Origin of the sequence: Mycobacterium sp. E2699, assembly GCF_001666745.1 — a bacterium.
In the GTDB taxonomy this organism is placed as follows: Bacteria; Actinomycetota; Actinomycetes; order Mycobacteriales; family Mycobacteriaceae; genus Mycobacterium.
Genome location: NZ_LZJH01000024.1, coordinates 11,150 through 29,408, shown reverse-complemented (window position 1 = coordinate 29,408; position 18,259 = coordinate 11,150). Strand labels below are relative to the sequence as shown.

The window sequence follows — 18,259 nt, the reverse complement described above, 5'->3', positions numbered from 1 at the left end:
CAAGCGGGTGGGGTCCCCGCAGGGCTGGGGAGTGCTCCCACATCGCTTCGTCCCCCTCGGCGCTCCGCGCCCGGGGGTGCCCCCACTGCATCGTCGGCGGCGCTAGTCATGCGGATCCCATCCGTCCGTCCACTGCCCGTGTGACAACCAGTGTGCCGCCCGCGCGGCGCGTTCGCGCAGCTCGGCCACCTGGGTAGCGGACCCGACGAAATTGATGTGCCCCACCTTGCGCCCCGGCCTTTCGGCCTTGCCGTAGAGGTGCACCCTGGCGTCGGGCATCCGGGCGAACAGGTGGTGCAGCCGCTCGTCGATCGCCATCGCGGGCCGCTGCGGGGCGCCGAGCACGTTGGCCATCACGGTCAGCGGCGCGATGGCGTCGGTGTCGCCGAGCGGGTAGTCCAGCACCGCGCGCAGGTGCTGTTCGAACTGGCTGGTGCGCGCCCCGTCCATGGTCCAGTGGCCGGAGTTGTGCGGACGCATTGCCAGCTCGTTGACCAGCAGGGCGCCGTCGGTCGTCTCGAACAGCTCGACCGCCAGCACACCGACGACGCCGAGCTCGGCGGCCAGCCGCAACGCCAGCCGCTGGGCCGCCGCGGCCGTGTCGTCGCTCAGCTCGGGCGCCGGCGCGATCACCTGCACGCAGATCCCGTCCCGCTGCACGGTCTCCACCACCGGCCAGGCGGCGCCCTGCCCGAACGGCGAGCGGGCCACCAGCGCCGACAGTTCGCGCCGCAGGTCCACCTGCTCCTCGGCCATCACCGGCACGCGCGAGGCCAGGAAGTCGGTCGCGATCTCGCGGGCGTGCGAAGGGTCGCGGGCCATCCGCACCCCGCGCCCGTCGTAGCCACCGCGGACCGCCTTCACGACCACGGGGCCGGCGATGCGCCGGGTGAAGTCGTCGAGTTCGTCCAGGCTGCGAATCTCCGCATAACGGGGCACCGCCGCACCGAGGGCCTCCAGCCGCCGGCGCATCACGAGCTTGTCCTGCGCGTGCACCAGGGCGTGCGGCGGCGGTGCGACGTTGATGCCCTCGGCGACCAGCTTCTCCAGCAGCTCGGTCGGGACGTGCTCGTGGTCGAACGTCAGCACCTCGGCCCCGGCCGCGACCCTGCGCAGGTCTTCCAGGTCGGTGTGCGAACCGATCACCACGTCGGGCGTGACCTGCGCGGCCGATTCGTCGGGCGCGGTGGCCAGCACCCGCAGCGTCTGACCCAGCGCGATCGCGGCCTGGTGGGTCATGCGGGCGAGTTGTCCGCCGCCGACCATCGCGACTGTGGGGGTTCCTCGGGCCGTGCGTCTATTCGGCACGGCCATCATGGTGTCACGGCGCCCGGCCGCGTGGTGACCGGCCGAGACGCCCGATCGTTATGCAGCATTTTGCGTCGTTTTCGCGTCGATCCGTACACTGACGTGTTGTGTCCTTCGCCGATGCCGCAATCTCGCGCCTGCCAGAGGCGATTCAGCCGTATTTGCTGCGCCATAGCGAGCTGATCAAATTCGCCATCGTCGGCGGCACCACGTTCATCATCGACTCGGCGATTTTCTACACCCTGAAGCTGACGATCCTCGAACCGAAGCCGGTCACCGCCAAGGTTATCTCGGGCATCGTCGCGGTGATCGCGTCCTACGTCTTGAACCGGGAGTGGAGCTTCCGCCATCGCGGCGGCCGCGAGCGCCACCACGAGGCGCTGCTGTTCTTCGCCTTCAGCGGTGTGGGGGTGCTGCTGTCCATGGCGCCGCTGTGGTTCTCCCACTACGTGCTGCAGCTGCGCGTGCCCATGGTCTCGCTGACCGTGGAGAACATCACCGACTTCATCTCGGCCTACATCATCGGCAACCTGCTGCAGATGGCGTTCCGCTTCTGGGCGTTCCGGCGCTGGGTGTTTCCCGACGAGTTCGCCCGCACCCCCGACAAGGCGCTCGAATCCGCGCTCACCGCAGGCGGTTTCGCCGAAGTGCTGGAGGACGCCATCGAGGGCGGCCTGGACGACGGCTCGCCGACCGGGAACGTCACCCTGCTGCGGTCCTGGCGCAGGAGGGCGAGCCGGTCCGGTCAGCTCGGCGACGCGTCGGGCCCGGCGGAACCCAGGGCGTCGAAAACCTCGTGATATAGCAGCGAGTGCACCTCGCGCAGGCGCGGGATGTCGTAGAACTCCAACGGATCCTGTGACGCCGATTCGATGATCAGCGTCCCGGTGCGAAACATTCGCTCGAAAAGCTTGTCCCGGAACTCCACGCTGTTGATCCGCGCCAGCGGGATGTCGATACCGCTGCGGGTCAGCACCCCGTGCCGGAACATCACCCGCCGGCTGGTGACGACGAAATGCGTTGTCAGCCAATCCAAGAACGGCCACAGCGTCAGCCAGCCGACGACCACCAGCCAGATCCCCCAGATCACCCCGTAGATGATGTTCTTGGCGAGCTGCTCCCAGTGCGTCGAGTTGAGGTAGCCGGAGCCGAACGCGGCCAGCGCGGTCGCGAGCAAGAGCGCGAGCACGGGCCCGATCAGGCGCTTCCAGTGCGGGTGACGGTGCAGCACCACCTGTTCGCCGGCGGCCAGCGCGTTGTCCGGGTAGCCCACGTGCCCGAAGCTACCGCTACTGGCGCAGATGCACCACGTCACCGGCCGAAACGACGACGGTCCGGCCTCCCGCCGCCCCTTCCGTTTCCAGGCACAGCCGGCCCTGGTCGTCGACGGCGGTCGCGGTGCCGACCACCTCCTTGCCGCCGGGCAGCGGCGCCCGCACGGCGCGGCCGACGGTCAGGCTGCGCGACCGGTAGTCGGCCGCGAGCGCCCAGTCGGCCCCGCGCGCCGCCCGCCAGCCCACGATCCGCCTGCCGAGCTCGGCCAGCACCGCGCAGACCAGCCGGTGGCGGTCCGGCGCCGCCACGCCGAGGTCGAACAGCGAGGTGGCGCCGGGGCCGTCGGTCTCCTCGGGGGCCTGAGTCACGTTGAGCCCCAGGCCGATCACCACGACCGGCCGCGACACCTCGGCGAGGATGCCGGCCAGTTTGCCCGGGGACTCCGGCGGGCCGGCCAGCACGTCGTTGGGCCACTTGAGGCCCGCCCGCACCCCGGTCTCCGCCCAGACGGCGTCGACCACCGCCACACCCGTGGCCAGCGGCAGCCAGCCCCACCCCTCGGTCGGCACGTCGACGACGCTGACGCCCACCGACATCGTGACCTGGGCTCGCGGCGCCGCCCCCCACCCGCGGCCGTGCCGGCCCCGGCCGGCCGTCTGGTGCTCGGCGATCAGCACCGCCCCGGCGACGTCGGCCCCGGATGCCGCGCGGGCCAGCAGGTCGGCGTTGGTGGACCCGGTCCGCTCCACGACGTCGAGTTGGCGCCAGCCCAGTCCCGTCCCGATCAACTCGGCGCGCAGCGCGGCCTGATCCAACGGTTGCCGAAGCGAATCGCGATCCGTCACTGGACCCAGCCTAAAACTCCGGCCCGCCGGCGGCCGATACCATCGGGTCCCATGACAAGCGTTACCGACCACTCTGCTCATACCGCAGAGCCCGCCGCCGAGCACACCATCGACATCCACACCACCGCGGGCAAGCTGGCCGAGCTGCACAAGCGGCGGGAAGAGTCGCTGCACCCGGTGGGCGAAGAGGCCGTCGAAAAGGTGCACGCCAAGGGCAAGCTGACCGCCCGCGAGCGCATCTACGCCCTGCTGGACGAGGACTCCTTCGTCGAGCTCGACGCGCTGGCCCGGCACCGCAGCAAGAACTTCGGCCTGGAGAACAACCGCCCGCTCGGTGACGGCGTGGTGACCGGCTACGGCACCATCGACGGCCGGGACGTGTGCATCTTCAGCCAGGACGCCACGGTGTTCGGGGGCAGCCTCGGCGAGGTGTACGGCGAGAAGATCGTCAAGGTCCAGGAGCTGGCCATCAAGACCGGCCGGCCGCTCATCGGCATCAACGACGGCGCCGGCGCGCGGATCCAGGAGGGCGTCGTCTCGCTGGGCCTGTACAGCAAGATCTTCCGCAACAACATCCTGGCCTCCGGCGTCATCCCGCAGATCTCGCTGATCATGGGCGCCGCCGCCGGCGGGCACGTCTACTCCCCCGCCCTGACCGACTTCGTCGTCATGGTCGACCAGACCAGCCAGATGTTCATCACCGGTCCCGACGTCATCAAGACCGTCACCGGCGAGGACGTCACCATGGAGGAGCTGGGCGGCGCCCACACCCACATGGCCAAGTCGGGCACCCTGCACTACGTCGCCTCCGGCGAGCAGGACGCCTTCGACTGGGTCCGCGACCTGCTCAGCTACCTGCCCCCGAACAACGCCACCGACGCGCCGCGCTACGCCGAGGCCGTCCCCGAGGGCGCGATCGAGGAGAACCTCACCGCCGAGGACCTCGAGCTGGACACGCTGATCCCCGACTCGCCCAACCAGCCCTACGACATGCACGAGGTGATCACCCGCATCCTCGACGACGACGAGTTCCTGGAGATCCAGGCCGGCTACGCGCAGAACATCGTCGTCGGGTTCGGCCGCATCGAGGGCAGGCCGGTCGGGATCGTGGCGAACCAGCCCACCCAGTTCGCCGGCTGCCTGGACATCAACGCCTCGGAGAAGGCGGCCCGGTTCGTGCGAACCTGCGACTGCTTCAACATCCCGATCATCATGCTGGTCGACGTCCCCGGGTTCCTGCCGGGCACCGGCCAGGAATACAACGGCATCATCCGGCGCGGCGCCAAGCTGCTGTACGCCTACGGCGAGGCCACCGTTCCCAAGATCACCGTGATCACCCGCAAGGCCTACGGCGGCGCGTACTGCGTCATGGGCTCCAAGGACATGGGCTGCGACGTCAACCTGGCCTGGCCGACCGCCCAGATCGCGGTGATGGGCGCGTCCGGCGCGGTGGGCTTCGTCTACCGCAAGCAGCTGAGCGAGGCGGCCAAGGCGGGCGAGGACGTCGACGCGCTGCGCCTGCAACTGCAGCAGGAGTACGAGGACACGCTGGTCAACCCCTACGTCGCGGCCGAGCGGGGATACGTCGACGCGGTGATCCCGCCGTCGTACACCCGCGGCTACATCGGCACGGCGCTGCGCCTGCTGGAACGCAAGATCTCCCACCTGCCGCCCAAGAAGCACGGGAACATTCCGCTGTGAGTCGAGCGAGCGGAGCGAACGCAGTGAGCGACGGGAGAGACGAACAATTGAACGCTGTGACAGACGAAACGCCCCACGCGCACGAGCCGCACATTCACGTGCTCAAAGGCAAACCGAGCGACGAGGAGCTGGCCGCGCTGATCGCCGTGCTGGGCGGCGTCGGCGGCGGCGCCCCCGAGCCCACCGAGCCCGAGCGCACCCGCTGGGGCCTCCCGGTCGACCGCCTGCGCTACTCGATGTCCAACTACCAGCGGCTCACCCTGCAGCAGATGACGCACATGAAGCAGTGACCCGGCTGGTGCTGGGGTCGGCCTCTTCGGGTCGCCTGAAGGTGCTGCGCCAGGCCGGCGTCGATCCGCTGGTCGTGGTGTCCGGGGTCGACGAGGATGCGATCACCGCGAGTCTGGGATCGGGCGCTTCGCCCGCCGAGGTGGTGTGCGCGCTGGCGGCCGCCAAGGGCGACCGGGTGGCCGGTGACCTCGATTCCGCCGTCGCGGCGGATTGCGTTGTGCTGGGCTGCGATTCGATGCTCTGCATCGACGGCACGCTGTGCGGCAAGCCCGGCTCGGCCGAAGCCGCCGCGAGCCAGTGGCGGCTGATGGGCGGCCGGTCCGGCCTGCTGCACACCGGGCACTGCCTGCTGCGGCTGAGCGGCGGGGCGATCACCCACCGCGAGGTCGAATCCGCTTGCACCACAGTGCGTTTCGCGCGACCGGCGGAAGCCGATCTGCGAGCGTACGTCGCGGCCGGCGAGCCGCTGGGCGTGGCCGGCGGATTCACGCTCGACGGCCTGGGCGGCTGGTTCGTCGACGGAGTCGACGGCGACCCGTCGAACGTGATCGGCGTGAGCCTGCCGCTGCTGCGGTCGCTGCTCGGGCGGGTGGGGCTGTCGGTGGCCACGCTGTGGGCCGGCAATTTCCCCGAAACATAATCCGTTGCGACCCGCCTCGGCGTGTCGTCGCAAACGTTTACGTGTCGCGGATGGGTTACGGCGGCCGCGGCGCTTTCGGCCCCGGCGGTAGGCTCGACTTCGTGTCATTACCCCCCGATCCAGACCCCTCCCTGACGGAATACGCCCACCCCGAACGACTGGTCACCGCCGACTGGCTGTCCGCCAACATGGGCGCCCCCGGACTGGTGATCGTCGAATCCGACGAGGACGTGTTGCTCTACGACGTCGGCCACATCCCCGGCGCGGTCAAGATCGACTGGCACACCGACCTCAACGACCCGAGGGTCCGCGACTACATCAACGGTCAGCAGTTCGCCGAGTTGATGGACCGCAAGGGCATCGCCCGCGACGACACCGTGGTGATCTACGGCGACAAGAGCAACTGGTGGGCGGCGTACGCGCTGTGGGTCTTCACGCTGTTCGGCCACCCCGACGTCCGCCTACTCAACGGGGGGCGCGACCTCTGGCTGGCCGAGCGCCGCGAAACCACCCTGGACGTCCCGACCAGGACGACGACGGGATACCCCGTCGTGCAGCGCAACGACGAGCCCATCCGCGCGTACAAGGACGACGTGCTGGGCATCCTCGGCAGCCAGCCGCTGATCGACGTGCGTTCGCCCGACGAATACACCGGCAAGCGCACCCACATGCCCGAGTACCCCGAGGAGGGCGTGCTGCGCGGCGGGCACATCCCCACCGCCCGGTCGATCCCCTGGGCCAGGGCCGTCGACGAGAGCGGCCGCTTCCGCAGCCGCGCCGAGCTCGAAGAGATCTACGGCTTCCTGCGGCCGGACGACAAGACCGTCGTCTACTGCCGCATCGGCGAGCGTTCCAGCCACACCTGGTTCGTGCTCACCTATCTGCTGGGCAAGCCCGGGGTGCGCAACTACGACGGATCCTGGACCGAGTGGGGCAACACCGTGCGCGTGCCCATCGTCGGGGGCCCCGAACCGGGAGCCGTGCCGGTCCCATGAGCCTGCCCGCGCCGCTGGCCGAGGTGGTGTCCGACTTCGCCGAGGTCGAGGGCCAGGACAAGCTGGCGTTGCTGCTGGAGTTCGCCAACGACCTTCCGGCGCTGCCGCCCGAGCTGGAAGAGGCGGCGATGGAGCCGGTGCCCGAATGCCAGTCGCCGCTTTTCCTGCACGTCGACGCCAGCGACCCGGACCGGGTGCGGCTGCACTTCAGCGCGCCCGCCGAGGCGCCCACCACGCGGGGCTTCGCGTCGATCCTGGCCGCCGGGCTCGACGAACAACCCGCCGCCGACATCCTGGCGGTGCCGGAGGATTTCTACACCGATCTCGGGCTGGCCGCTCTGATCAGCCCACTGCGGCTGCGCGGGATGTCGGCGATGCTGGCCCGGATCAAGCGGCGCCTGCGCGAGACGGCCTGATCAGAAACGGATTTGGAGACCGGGTATCAGCGCGTTCGGCGCGGCGCATAAACTTCCCCGGACAAGACTTGTAAGAAATTCTCTTAGAGACGAATAGACGTCCAGCCGACAGGAGGCGCAGTGGCTAGTCACGCCAGCTCGAGGATCTCCAAGGTGCTCGTCGCCAACCGCGGTGAGATCGCTGTCCGGGTGATCCGCGCGGCCCGCGACGCGGGCCTGCCCAGCGTGGCGGTGTATGCCGAACCCGATGCCGACGCGCCGCACGTGCGGCTGGCCGACGAGGCGTTCGCCCTGGGCGGCCAAACCTCCGCGGAGTCCTACCTGGACTTCGGCAAGCTGCTGGACGCGGCGGAGAAGTCCGGCGCCAACGCGGTCCACCCCGGCTACGGCTTCCTGTCGGAGAACGCCGACTTCGCCCAGGCGGTGATCGACGCCGGCCTGATCTGGATCGGCCCCAGCCCGCAGTCGATCCGCGACCTGGGTGACAAGGTCACCGCCCGGCACATCGCGGCCCGCGCGCAGGCCCCCCTGGTGCCCGGCACCCCGGACCCGGTGAAGGACGCCGCCGAGGTGGTGGCGTTCGCCGAGGAGTATGGCGTGCCGGTCGCGATCAAGGCCGCCTTCGGCGGCGGCGGCAAGGGCATGAAGGTGGCCCGCACCATCGAGGAGATCCCCGAGCTGTACGAGTCGGCCGTCCGCGAGGCGACGGCCGCGTTCGGCCGCGGCGAATGCTTCGTCGAGCGCTACCTCGACAAGCCGCGCCACGTCGAGGCGCAGGTGATCGCCGACCAGCACGGCAACGTCGTCGTCGCCGGCACCCGCGACTGCTCGCTGCAGCGCCGCTTCCAGAAGCTGGTGGAGGAGGCGCCCGCGCCGTTCCTGACGGACGCGCAGCGCAAGGAGATCCACGAGTCGGCCAAGCGGATCTGCAGGGAGGCCCACTACTACGGCGCCGGCACCGTCGAGTACCTGGTCGGGCAGGACGGCCTCATCTCCTTCCTGGAGGTCAACACCCGGCTGCAGGTCGAGCACCCGGTCACCGAGGAGACCGCGGGCATCGACCTGGTGCTGCAGCAGTTCAAGATCGCCAACGGCGAGAAGCTCGACATCACCGAGGACCCGACCCCGCGCGGGCACGCGATCGAGTTCCGGATCAACGGCGAGGACGCCGGCCGCGGCTTCCTGCCGGCGCCCGGCCCGGTCAGCAAGTTCCACCCGCCCGCCGGGCCCGGCGTGCGGCTGGACTCCGGCGTGGAGACCGGCTCGGTGATCGGCGGCCAGTTCGACTCGATGCTGGCCAAGCTGATCGTGTACGGCGCCAACCGGCAGGAGGCGCTGGCGCGCGCCCGGCGGGCCCTGGACGAGTTCGAGGTCGAGGGCCTGGCGACGGTGATCCCCTTCCACCGCGCCGTGGTGAGTGACCCGGCGTTCATCGGCGACGACAACGGCTTCTCGGTGCACACCCGCTGGATCGAGACCGAGTGGAACAACACCGTCGAACCGTTCACCGGCGGCGAACCGCTCGACGAAGAGGACACCCGGCCCCGCCAGAAGGTGGTCGTCGAGGTCGGCGGCCGCCGGCTCGAGGTGTCGCTGCCGGGCGACCTGGCGCTGGCCAACGGTTCGGCCGACCCGGCCGGCGTCATCCGGAAGAAGCCCAAGCCGCGCAAGCGCGGGTCGCACGCCGGCGCCGCGGCCTCGGGCGACGCCGTCACCGCGCCCATGCAGGGCACCGTGGTCAAGGTCGCCGTCGAGGAGGGACAGGAGGTCGCCGCCGGCGACCTGGTCGTGGTCCTCGAGGCGATGAAGATGGAAAACCCCGTCACGGCCCACAAGGACGGCACCATCACCGGGCTTGCGGTCGAGGCGGGCGCGGCCATCACCCAGGGCACGGTGCTCGCCGAGATCAAATGACTGCGGTCGCCTGACCTGGGTTCCTGGGAACCAGTTAGGTAAACGTTGTCGCCCCCCTGAACCGGGGGTAGGGTTCAGGTCAGGTTGAGTTCACAGCCGCCCGGATAACGTCGAGGGCACGGGGAATTGCGAACTCCCGGGTTTCGAACCATCACTCACCGCCTGACGTCATCCGCAGCAGATCCTCCCGATGATGGAGACAAGCATGTCTGTGGCCCAATCTTGGCAACAGAGCCGCACGGCTCAATTCACCGCCCGCTCGAGCGCGCTGGGCACCCTGATCACCGTCGACGGTGAGCTCGATGCGGCCAACGCCGATCAGCTCGCGGCCTACGCGCAACGCAGCATCAGGCGATCCCGGCGAGTGATCCTCGACCTGCGCGGCCTGGAATTCATCGGCACAGCCGGCTTTTCGGCGCTGCACCGGATCAACGTCGCGTGCTCGGCCGCCCAGGTCCGCTGGGCCATGGTGCCCAGCGCGGTGGTGGAGCGCCTGTTGCGCATCTGCGACCCCGACGGCACGCTCCCGGTGACGACGCCGGGCGCGGAGCAGCTGCTGAGGCCTGCCGGGGCCGACCGCGGGCCGGCGCGGCCGCTACTGCAACTGGTCCCGCAGCCGCGCTAGCGACTTGGCCAACAGCCGGGACACGTGCATCTGCGAGATGCCGACCCGCTCGGCGATCTGTGTCTGCGTCATCGACTCGAAGAACCTGAGCACCAACACCATTCGTTCCCGCTCGGGTAGCGCCTCGAGCAGGGGCCGCAACGCCTCCCGATCCTCGATGCGGTCGAGGCCGACATCGACGTCACCCAGGGTGTCCGCGATGGCACGGGCGTCGTCGTCGTCGCTGCCACCACCGGTGTCGATGGACAGCGTGTTGTAGGAGCTGCCCGCCACCAGGCCCTCGACCACCTCGTCGCGCTCCATCCCCAATTCGGAGGCGAGTTCGGTCGCTGTCGGCGCCCGGCCGAGCCGTTGCGACAGGTCGGCGGTGGCGGTGCCCAGTCGCAGGTGCAGTTCCTTCAGCCGCCGCGGAACCTTGACCGACCAGCTGTTGTCGCGGAAGTGCCGACGGACCTCCCCCATGATCGTGGGCACCGCGAAGGAGACGAAGTCCGAGCCGGTTTCGACGTCGAAGCGGACGACCGCGTTGACCAGCCCCACCCGCGCCACCTGAACCAGGTCGTCGCGGGGTTCGCCCCGGCCCTCGAAGCGCCGGGCGATGTGATCGGCCAGCGGCAGGCACCGCTCCACGATCTTGTCGCGCTGGCGCTGGAATTCCATCGAGTCGGGGGCTACGCCGGCCAGTTCGCGGAACATGTCCGGAACGTCGGCATACTCGTTCGGCCGCGAGACCGAACCGCCTGCAGCTCGCGCTGTCACCTGCTAGAGGCCGCCCTTCGCGCGGTCAGCGTGATACCGAAGACACTGCCGGCTTCAGCGGGTTCCCGACCGTCGTGGAAGGTCTGCACCTCGTCGGCCAGCGACGTCAGGACATGCCAGCTGAAGCTGCCCGGCGCCACCACGTCGTGGGTGTCGCAGGCCGCGGACGCCTCCACCACCAGTTCGTCGTCGTGCGGGTCGACCACGACCACCAGCGTCGCGTCCGGCGTGGCCGAGCGGATCAGGCGGGTGCACACCTCGTCCACCGCGAGCCGCAGGTCGGCGACCGCATCGAAATCCAGGTCCTCGAAGGTGCCGATGGCACCCACGAGCGTGCGCAGCATCGCCAGGTTCTCCAGGCGTGCCGCCACGTGCAATTCGACGGCGCGATGGCCGCGCTGCCGCTTGTTCGCGCGCGATCCCGCATCGGTCATATGGTCTCCCGGCAATGTCGGCTCGACATTACTACTGCCGCGCAGCCCGCCGTCGACCGTAGGTTCCAACCGGTTGGTCATGCGGCACGACCGGGAACGCGCTGATCATGGCGATCGTCGGGGCAGTGAACGACGTTGGGGCAATAAACGAAGTCGGTGTCTTCGCGATTCCGCCCCCGGCGGGGCGAGCACGCTGACGCAACGCTTCCGGCACTCATCATGGTGTAGAGCTGATACCCATTTACGGCTGCGAATAACCTGGCAGGCCGAGTCGGCTCCTTAACACCGGCAACCTGTCGACCTACACTTATCGCATGAAGCAGGCTCTGCTTCGCGCGGTTGTTCTTCTGGCATCGTGGTCGATCGGACTGCTGGTGGCGGCCCGGGTCGTTCCCGATGTCTCGGTGTCGGTGTCCGGGTTCGTCGTCGCCGTGCTGTTGTTCACCGTCGCGCAGGCGGCGCTGTCTTTGCCGATCGTGCGATTGCCCCGCGCGTATGCGTCGCTCCTGCTGGGGGGCACCGGCCTGGTACTGACCCTGGTGGCGCTGGCGCTGGCCTCGGCGTTGACGCACGGGCTGACCATTCGCGGCGTCGCCTCCTGGGCCGCCACCACCGTCGTCGTATGGCTGATCACGACGGTCGGGGCGATATCGCTGCCCGAGGTGCTCGCGCGCGATCGGGCCGTCCCGACCTGAGGCGAAAATCCGACAACGGAAGGGGAAGCGATGGGCGACAGGCATCGCGATCCGACGGATCATTTCCGGACCACTCAGCCGCATGCCGGTTTCACGATGAAGAACAACCTCTACTGGCCCGGCTTCATCCTGCTGGCCGTCGCGGTGGGCGGGATGATCAGCACCACGGCCGCCGCAGCCTACGGCCACTACGAGTGGCTGGCCACGACGAGCCTGGTCGCGGTGCTCGGAACGATCGCGGGGGCGTTGTGGTTCGTCGTGGAGCATCGGCGGGTGGCCCACATCGACGAGCAGTGGCAGCTGACCGCGGAGGCCGCGCCGCAGCGGCGCGCCGTCACCCAGGGACCCCCCGGGTCCTGAGCTACAGGGCCAGCACCGGGCCTGCGATGGGCGACACGGCCAGGCCGAGCGTCGCCACCATCAACGTCCACAAGAACCAGCCGGCGCCGTGCCAACCCCACCACGTGCCGTGCGCCCGCCAGACCCGATAGGTGCGCAGGAACGCCCAGAGCCCACCGGCCATCAGGATCAGCGGACCGCCGAACGCGAGCATCGTCCGCTGCGGCGCGCCACAGGCCACCGTGTCCACCCCGGTTCCCGGGCAGGTGCTGACCCACAGCGCCGCGAGCACGACGAAGCCGACGCCGGCGGTCGCGGCGAGCGCGGCAAAGCGGATGGCGGCGTGCACCTCGCCGTCCTCCTGCCCCAAGCGGTCGCCGGGTGACCGCTCCCCCGCTCGCTGCATCAATGCCCCTCACGCTCGCTGCACTTGAGTTCCATCGCTGGTGGTTCCATCGCTCGCCGCGTCGCATTTATTACCGCGCCACGAATGCTTTTTTGTGTTTTGCGCTTCGTGCGCAGAGTGTGCGATCCGCGCGGGCCGGTGCCCCTCGCGAGATGCCGCATGGGGACATATACCCGGCGGCGTCCCCGGGCAAACTCCGCCGGCCCGTCCGCGCGTTACCGCTGGCCAGCATCATCGCTGCGCGGGAGGCGTCTCATTTCATATGAGTACTATCTGACACATGGTGACAGCCAGGAGGAGGCTATCCCCTGAGGACCGGCGGGCTGAGCTGCTCGCTTTGGGGGCAGAAGTCTTTGGGAAGCGACCCTATGACGAGGTCCGCATCGACGAGATAGCCGAGCGCGCGGGGGTGTCGCGCGCGCTGATGTATCACTACTTCCCCGACAAGCGGGCGTTCTTCGCCGCGGTCGTCAAGGACGAGGCCGACCGGCTGTACGAGGCCACCAACAACCCGCCGCCCGCGGGCCTGACGATGTTCGAGGAGATCCGGACCGGCGTGCTGGCCTACATGGCCTACCACCAGCAGCATCCGGAAGCCGCGTGGGCCGCCTACGTGGGTCTCGGCCGGTCCGACCCGGTCCTGCTCGGCATCGACGACGAGGCCAAGAACCGCCAGATGGAACACATCATGTCCCGCATCGGTGAGGTCGTCAGCGGGATGCCGGACACCAGCGCGCTGCGACCGGAGGTCGAGCGCGACCTGCGGGTGATCATCCAGGGCTGGCTGGCGTTCACCTTCGAGATCTGTCGTCAGCGCATCATGGACCCCACCACCGACGCCGAGCGGCTGGCCGACGCCTGCGCGCACGCGCTGCTCGACGCCATCGCCCGGGTCCCGGAGATTCCGAAGGAACTGTCCGAGGCGATGGCGACCGCGCGGCTGTAGAAACCCGCCGGTCCGGTGTCGGTGGGTGTTGGCACCATGGTGAGGTGAGCACTCGCGCCGATTCCCCGCCGGGGCCCCCACCGGGGCCGCTGCGCCGGTTCAGCGCGACCACGCGCGAGTGGTTTGCCAGCACCTTCGCGGCGCCGACCACCGCGCAGGCGCAGGCCTGGGACGCCATCGCCGAGGGCGCCAACACCCTGGTGATCGCGCCGACCGGATCCGGCAAGACGCTCGCGGCGTTCCTGTGGGCGCTGGACAGTCTTGCCGGTGCCGCCGAACGCCCGCGCGGCACGCGCGTGCTGTACGTGTCCCCGCTCAAGGCGCTGGCGGTCGACGTCGAGCGCAACCTGCGCACCCCGCTGGCGGGGCTCACCCGGATCGCCGAGCGCCATGGGCACCCCGCCCCCGACATCAGCGTCGGCGTCCGCTCCGGCGACACCCCGCCCGCCGCGCGCCGTCAACTCATCGCGCACCCCCCCGACGTGCTGATCACCACCCCGGAGTCGCTGTTCTTGATGCTGACCTCCGCGGCCCGCGAGACCCTGGCGGGGGTGGACACGGTGATCGTGGACGAGATCCACGCCATCGCGGGCGGCAAGCGCGGCGCGCACCTCGCGCTGTCGCTGGAGCGGCTGGACGACCTGCGGGCGGGGCGTCCGGCGCAGCGCATCGGGTTGTCGGCCACCGTGCGCCCGCCCGAGGAGCTGGCGCGGTTCCTGTCCGGCGGGGCCCCCACCACGATCGTGGCCCCGCCGTCGGCCAAGACGATCGAGCTCACCGTGCAGGTGCCGGTGCCCGACATGGCCAACCTGGCGAACAACACCATCTGGCCCGACGTCGAGGCGCGCCTGGTCGACCTGATCGAATCGCACGGCTCGACGATCGTGTTCGCCAACTCGCGGCGGCTGGCCGAGCGACTCACCGCCCGGCTCAACGAGATCCACGCCGAGCGCGCCGGCCTGAACGTCGGCGCGGCGCCGTCCGGGTCGAACCCCGGCGTGCCCGGCGGGGCGCCGGCCCACATCATGGGCAGCGGCCAGACCCTGGGCGCCGACGCGGTGCTCGCGCGCGCCCACCACGGCTCGGTCAGCAAGGAGCAGCGCGCCCTGGTCGAAGAGGACCTCAAGCGCGGGCTGCTCAAGGCGGTGGTGGCGACGTCGAGCCTGGAACTGGGCATCGACATGGGCGCCGTCGACCTGGTGATCCAGGTGGAGGCGCCGCCGTCGGTGGCCAGCGGCCTGCAGCGCATCGGGCGGGCCGGCCACCAGGTCGGCGAGGTGTCCCGGGGGGTCGTCTTCCCCAAGCACCGCACCGACCTGATCGGGTGCGCGGTGACCGTGCAGCGCATGCTCGCCGGCCAGATCGAGACGATGCGGGTCCCCGCCAACCCGCTGGACATCCTGGCGCAACAGACCGTGGCGGCCGCCGCGCTGGAGCCACTCGACGCCGACCGGTGGTTCGACACCGTGCGGCGGGCCGCCCCGTTCGCGACGCTGCCGCGCAGCGTTTACGAGGCCACCCTGGACCTGCTGAGCGGCAAGTACCCCTCCACCGAGTTCGCCGAGCTGCGGCCGCGCCTGGTCTACGACCGCGATGCGGGCACGCTGACCGCGCGGCCCGGCGCGCAGCGGCTCGCGGTGACGTCCGGCGGCGCCATCCCCGACCGGGGGCTGTTCACGGTCTATCTCGCCACCGACTCGGAAAAGCCGTCGCGGGTGGGCGAACTCGACGAGGAGATGGTCTACGAGTCGCGCCCCGGCGACGTCATCTCGCTGGGCGCCACCAGCTGGCGGATCACCGAGATCACCCATGACCGGGTGCTGGTGATTCCCGCGCCGGGACAGCCCGCCCGGTTGCCGTTCTGGCGCGGCGACGACGCCGGCCGCCCGGCCGAGCTCGGCGCCGCGCTCGGCGCGTTCACCGGGGAGCTGGCGGCACTGAAGCGGGCCGACTTCGACAAGCGTTGCGGCGCTTTGGGTTTCGACGCCTACGCGACCGACAACCTGTGGGGTCTGCTGGACGAGCAGCGCACCGCGGCCGGGGTGGTGCCCACCGACACCACCCTGCTGGTCGAGCGGTTCCGCGACGAGCTGGGCGACTGGCGGGTGATCCTGCACTCGCCGTACGGGCTGCGGGTGCACGGGCCGCTCGCCCTGGCGGTGGGCCGGCGGCTGCGCGAACGCTACGGCATCGACGAGAAGCCGACCGCCTCCGACGACGGCATCGTGGTGCGGCTGCCCGACACGGAGTTCTCCGGCGACGACGGTGCGCCGCCCGGCGCCGAACTGTTCGTCTTCGACCCCGACGAGATCGACCCGGTCGTCACCGCCGAGGTGGGCGGCTCGGCGCTGTTCGCGTCGCGGTTCCGGGAGTGCGCGGCCCGCGCGCTGCTGCTGCCCCGCCGGCACCCGGGCCGCCGCTCGCCGCTGTGGCACCAGCGCCAGCGCGCGGCCCAGCTGCTGGACGTGGCGCGCAAGTACCCCGACTTCCCGGTGGTGCTGGAGACCGTCCGCGAATGCCTGCAGGACGTCTACGACGTGCCCGCGCTGACCGGGCTGATGACCCGCATCGCCCAGCGCCGGGTGCGGGTGCTGGAAGCCGAGACGGCGCGGCCGTCCCCGTTCGCGGCGTCCCTGTTGTTCGGCTACGTCGGCGCGTTCATGTACGAGGGCGACACCCCGCTCGCCGAGCGCCGGGCCGCGGCGCTGTCGCTGGACAGCACGCTGCTGGCCGAGCTGCTCGGCCGGGTGGAGCTGCGCGAACTGCTCGATCCCGACGTCATCGCCGCGACCGGCCGGCAGCTGCAGCACCTGTCGGCCGACCGGGCCGCGCGCGACGCCGAAGGCGCCGCCGACCTGCTGCGGCTGCTGGGCCCGCTGACCGAGGAGGAGCTGTCCGCGCGGGCCGGCGGCGCCGACGTCGGCGGCTGGCTGGAGGGGTTGCGGGCCGCCAGGCGGGCGCTGACGGTGTCGTTCGCCGGCCGCAGCTGGTGGGTCGCCGTCGAGGACATCGGCCGGTTGCGCGACGGCGTCGGCGCCGCCGTTCCGCTGGGCGTGCCGACGGCCTTCACCGAGGCGGTGGCCGACCCGCTGGGCGAGCTGCTGGGCCGCTATGCGCGCACCCACACCCCGTTCACCACGGCCGAGGCCGCCGCCCGGTTCGGCCTGGGACTGCGGGTCACCGCCGACGTGCTGGGCCGGCTCGCCGACCCCTCCAGTTCCAAAGGCAAGCTGGTGCGCGGCGACTTCGTCGTCGCGCCCGACATCCCCGGGGTGCCCGGCGGCGGCGAGCAGTGGTGCGACGCCGACGTGCTGCGCATCCTGCGACGGCGCTCGCTGGCGGCGATGCACGCGCAGGTCGAGCCCGTGAGCACCGCCGCCTACGGGCGGTTCCTGCCGGCCTGGCACCACGTGTCGGCACCCCAGGCGGGCCTCGACGGGCTGGTCTCGGTGATCGACCAGCTGGCCGGGGTCCGGGTGCCGGCCTCGGCGCTCGAGCCGCTGATCCTGGCGCCGCGTGTCCGCGACTACTCCCCCGCGCTGCTCGACGAGCTGCTGGCCGGCGGCGAGGTCACCTGGTCGGGCGCCGGGTCGATCTCGGGCAGCGACGGCTGGGTCGCGCTGCACGCCGGCGAGTCCGCCCCGTTCACACTGGCCGGCCCCGCCCCGCTCGAGCTGACCGACGTCCATCGCGCGATCCTGGACACGCTGGCCGGGGGCGGCGCGTACTTCTTCCGCCAGCTCGCCGGCGGCGGGCCGCCCGGCGAGGGATCGGCGGCGCTCAAAGACGCGCTGTGGGAGCTCATCTGGGCCGGCTGGGTCACCGGCGACACGTTCGCGCCGGTCCGCGCCGTGCTGGGTGGCGCGGGGGCCCGGAAGCGCTCGCGACCGTCCCAGCCGGCGCACCGGGTGCAGCGGCCGCCGCGGCTGAGCCGCTACAGCGTCGCGCATGCCCAGCACCGCAGCACCGACCCGACCGTGGCCGGGCGGTGGTCGGTGCTGCCGGCCCCCGAGCCGGATTCCACGGTGCGGGCCCACTATCAGGCCGAGCTGCTGCTGAACCGGCACGGCGTGCTGACCCGGGGCGCGGTGGCCGCCGAGGGGGTGCCCGGCGGTTTCGCCACGGTCTACAAGGTGCTGAGCACGTTCGAGGAGGCCGGCAGGTGCCAGCGCGGTTACTTCGTCGAGTCGCTGGGCGGCGCCCAGTTCGCCGTCGCCTCCACCGTCGACCGGCTGCGCAGCTACACCGACGGGATCGACCCCGAGCGCCCGGAGTACCGGGCGGTCGCGCTGGCCGCCGCCGACCCGGCCAACCCGTACGGCGCCGCGCTGCCCTGGCCGGCCTCGGGCGCCGACGCTGCCGGCGGCCAGGGCACAGCGGCGCGGCCGGGCCGCAAGGCGGGGGCGCTGGTCGTGCTCGTCGACGGCGAGCTGGCCTGGTTCCTCGAGCGCGGCGGGCGGTCACTGCTGACGTTCACCGAGGATCCCGCGGCCGCCCATGCCGCGGCCGCGGCGCTGGCCGACCTGGTCGCGGCCCGGCGCGTCGCGTCGATCCTGGTCGAACGCATCGACGGGGCGCCGGCGTTGCAGGGCGGCCGGGTCGGCGAGGCGCTCTCGGACGCCGGATTCGCCCGGACCCCGCGCGGAATGCGGTTGCGATGACCCCCGGGA

17 protein-coding genes and 1 pseudogene are annotated in these 18,259 nt (G+C 71.0%); 12 read left to right on the top strand and 6 right to left on the bottom strand.

Annotated elements, in window-relative coordinates:
• Positions 1-41 precede the first annotated feature (41 nt).
• Positions 42-1,317 (bottom strand): annotated as a pseudogene (locus A5696_RS01685) (5-(carboxyamino)imidazole ribonucleotide synthase); the annotation flags it as partial.
• Between the two features lie 98 nt (positions 1,318-1,415).
• Here A5696_RS01685 and A5696_RS01680 point away from each other — a divergent pair.
• On the top strand, positions 1,416-2,108 hold the full coding sequence (locus A5696_RS01680) for a GtrA family protein (RefSeq protein ID WP_067872391.1): 693 nt from the start codon (positions 1,416-1,418) through the stop codon (positions 2,106-2,108).
• Here A5696_RS01680 and A5696_RS01675 read toward each other — a convergent pair.
• Both A5696_RS01675 and A5696_RS01670 read right to left on the bottom strand, forming a co-directional pair.
• The gene (locus tag A5696_RS01675) at positions 2,054-2,581 is read right to left on the bottom strand and encodes a PH domain-containing protein (RefSeq protein WP_067872388.1); all 528 of its coding nucleotides are present in this window, start codon (positions 2,579-2,581) and stop codon (positions 2,054-2,056) included. The two genes, A5696_RS01680 and A5696_RS01675, sit on opposite strands and share 55 nt — an antisense overlap.
• 16 nt (positions 2,582-2,597) lie before the next feature.
• Positions 2,598-3,428, bottom strand: a complete 831-nt coding sequence (locus tag A5696_RS01670) for a biotin--[acetyl-CoA-carboxylase] ligase (RefSeq protein ID WP_067872385.1) — start codon at positions 3,426-3,428, stop codon at positions 2,598-2,600.
• Positions 3,429-3,479: 51 nt separating this feature from the next.
• Here A5696_RS01670 and A5696_RS01665 point away from each other — a divergent pair, with 51 nt between their 5' ends.
• From A5696_RS01665 to A5696_RS01635, 7 genes are all read left to right on the top strand, one after another.
• Positions 3,480-5,129 (top strand): acyl-CoA carboxylase subunit beta, encoded by a 1,650-nt coding sequence (locus A5696_RS01665; protein ID WP_067872381.1) that lies wholly within the window; start codon positions 3,480-3,482, stop codon positions 5,127-5,129.
• A 56-nt stretch (positions 5,130-5,185) separates the two neighbouring features.
• A complete protein-coding gene (locus A5696_RS01660) occupies positions 5,186-5,419 on the top strand; it encodes an acyl-CoA carboxylase subunit epsilon (RefSeq protein ID WP_231964192.1) in 234 nt (77 codons plus the stop codon).
• A complete protein-coding gene (locus A5696_RS01655; protein WP_067872375.1) occupies positions 5,416-6,060 on the top strand; it encodes a nucleoside triphosphate pyrophosphatase in 645 nt (214 codons plus the stop codon). The genes A5696_RS01660 and A5696_RS01655 overlap by 4 nt, the downstream gene beginning before the upstream one ends.
• Before the next feature lie 101 nt (positions 6,061-6,161).
• Positions 6,162-7,055: a sulfurtransferase gene (locus A5696_RS01650; RefSeq protein ID WP_067872448.1), complete on the top strand. Its 894-nt coding sequence runs from the start codon at positions 6,162-6,164 to the stop codon at positions 7,053-7,055.
• Complete coding sequence (locus A5696_RS01645; RefSeq protein WP_067872373.1) at positions 7,052-7,471, top strand: SufE family protein; 420 nt, start codon at positions 7,052-7,054, stop codon at positions 7,469-7,471. Before A5696_RS01650 ends, A5696_RS01645 begins: the two co-directional genes overlap by 4 nt.
• 120 nt (positions 7,472-7,591) lie before the next feature.
• Positions 7,592-9,385, top strand: a complete 1,794-nt coding sequence (locus A5696_RS01640) for an acetyl/propionyl/methylcrotonyl-CoA carboxylase subunit alpha (protein WP_067872370.1) — start codon at positions 7,592-7,594, stop codon at positions 9,383-9,385.
• 193 nt (positions 9,386-9,578) lie between these two features.
• Entirely contained in the window at positions 9,579-10,010 is a 432-nt protein-coding gene (locus A5696_RS01635) for an STAS domain-containing protein (RefSeq protein WP_067872445.1), read from the top strand.
• On the opposite strand, the gene A5696_RS01630 is transcribed toward A5696_RS01635, so the two are convergent.
• Positions 9,981-10,769, bottom strand: a complete 789-nt coding sequence (locus tag A5696_RS01630; protein WP_067872367.1) for an RNA polymerase sigma factor SigF — start codon at positions 10,767-10,769, stop codon at positions 9,981-9,983. The genes A5696_RS01635 and A5696_RS01630 overlap by 30 nt on opposite strands.
• Positions 10,766-11,203 carry an ATP-binding protein gene (locus tag A5696_RS01625; RefSeq protein WP_067872364.1) on the bottom strand — a complete coding sequence of 146 codons (438 nt, stop codon included), beginning with the start codon at positions 11,201-11,203 and terminating at the stop codon, positions 10,766-10,768. The genes A5696_RS01630 and A5696_RS01625 overlap by 4 nt, the downstream gene beginning before the upstream one ends.
• A gap of 314 nt (positions 11,204-11,517) precedes the next feature.
• Between A5696_RS01625 and A5696_RS01620 the strand changes: the two genes are divergently transcribed.
• Positions 11,518-11,898: a hypothetical protein gene (locus A5696_RS01620; protein WP_067872361.1), complete on the top strand. Its 381-nt coding sequence runs from the start codon at positions 11,518-11,520 to the stop codon at positions 11,896-11,898.
• Between the two features lie 30 nt (positions 11,899-11,928).
• Positions 11,929-12,258, top strand: coding sequence for a protein UsfY (gene usfY, locus A5696_RS01615; RefSeq protein WP_067872358.1), 330 nt, complete (start codon positions 11,929-11,931; stop codon positions 12,256-12,258).
• Between the two features lies 1 nt (position 12,259).
• On the opposite strand, the gene A5696_RS01610 is transcribed toward usfY, so the two are convergent.
• Positions 12,260-12,643 carry a hypothetical protein gene (locus A5696_RS01610; protein WP_067872356.1) on the bottom strand — a complete coding sequence of 128 codons (384 nt, stop codon included), beginning with the start codon at positions 12,641-12,643 and terminating at the stop codon, positions 12,260-12,262.
• Between the two features lie 280 nt (positions 12,644-12,923).
• Here A5696_RS01610 and A5696_RS01605 point away from each other — a divergent pair, with 280 nt between their 5' ends.
• Together A5696_RS01605 and A5696_RS01600 are read left to right on the top strand one after the other, a co-directional pair.
• Entirely contained in the window at positions 12,924-13,589 is a 666-nt protein-coding gene (locus A5696_RS01605) for a TetR/AcrR family transcriptional regulator (protein WP_067872353.1), read from the top strand.
• Positions 13,590-13,633: 44 nt separating this feature from the next.
• Entirely contained in the window at positions 13,634-18,250 is a 4,617-nt protein-coding gene (locus tag A5696_RS01600; RefSeq protein ID WP_067872349.1) for an ATP-dependent helicase, read from the top strand.
• Positions 18,251-18,259: the final 9 nt, after the last annotated feature.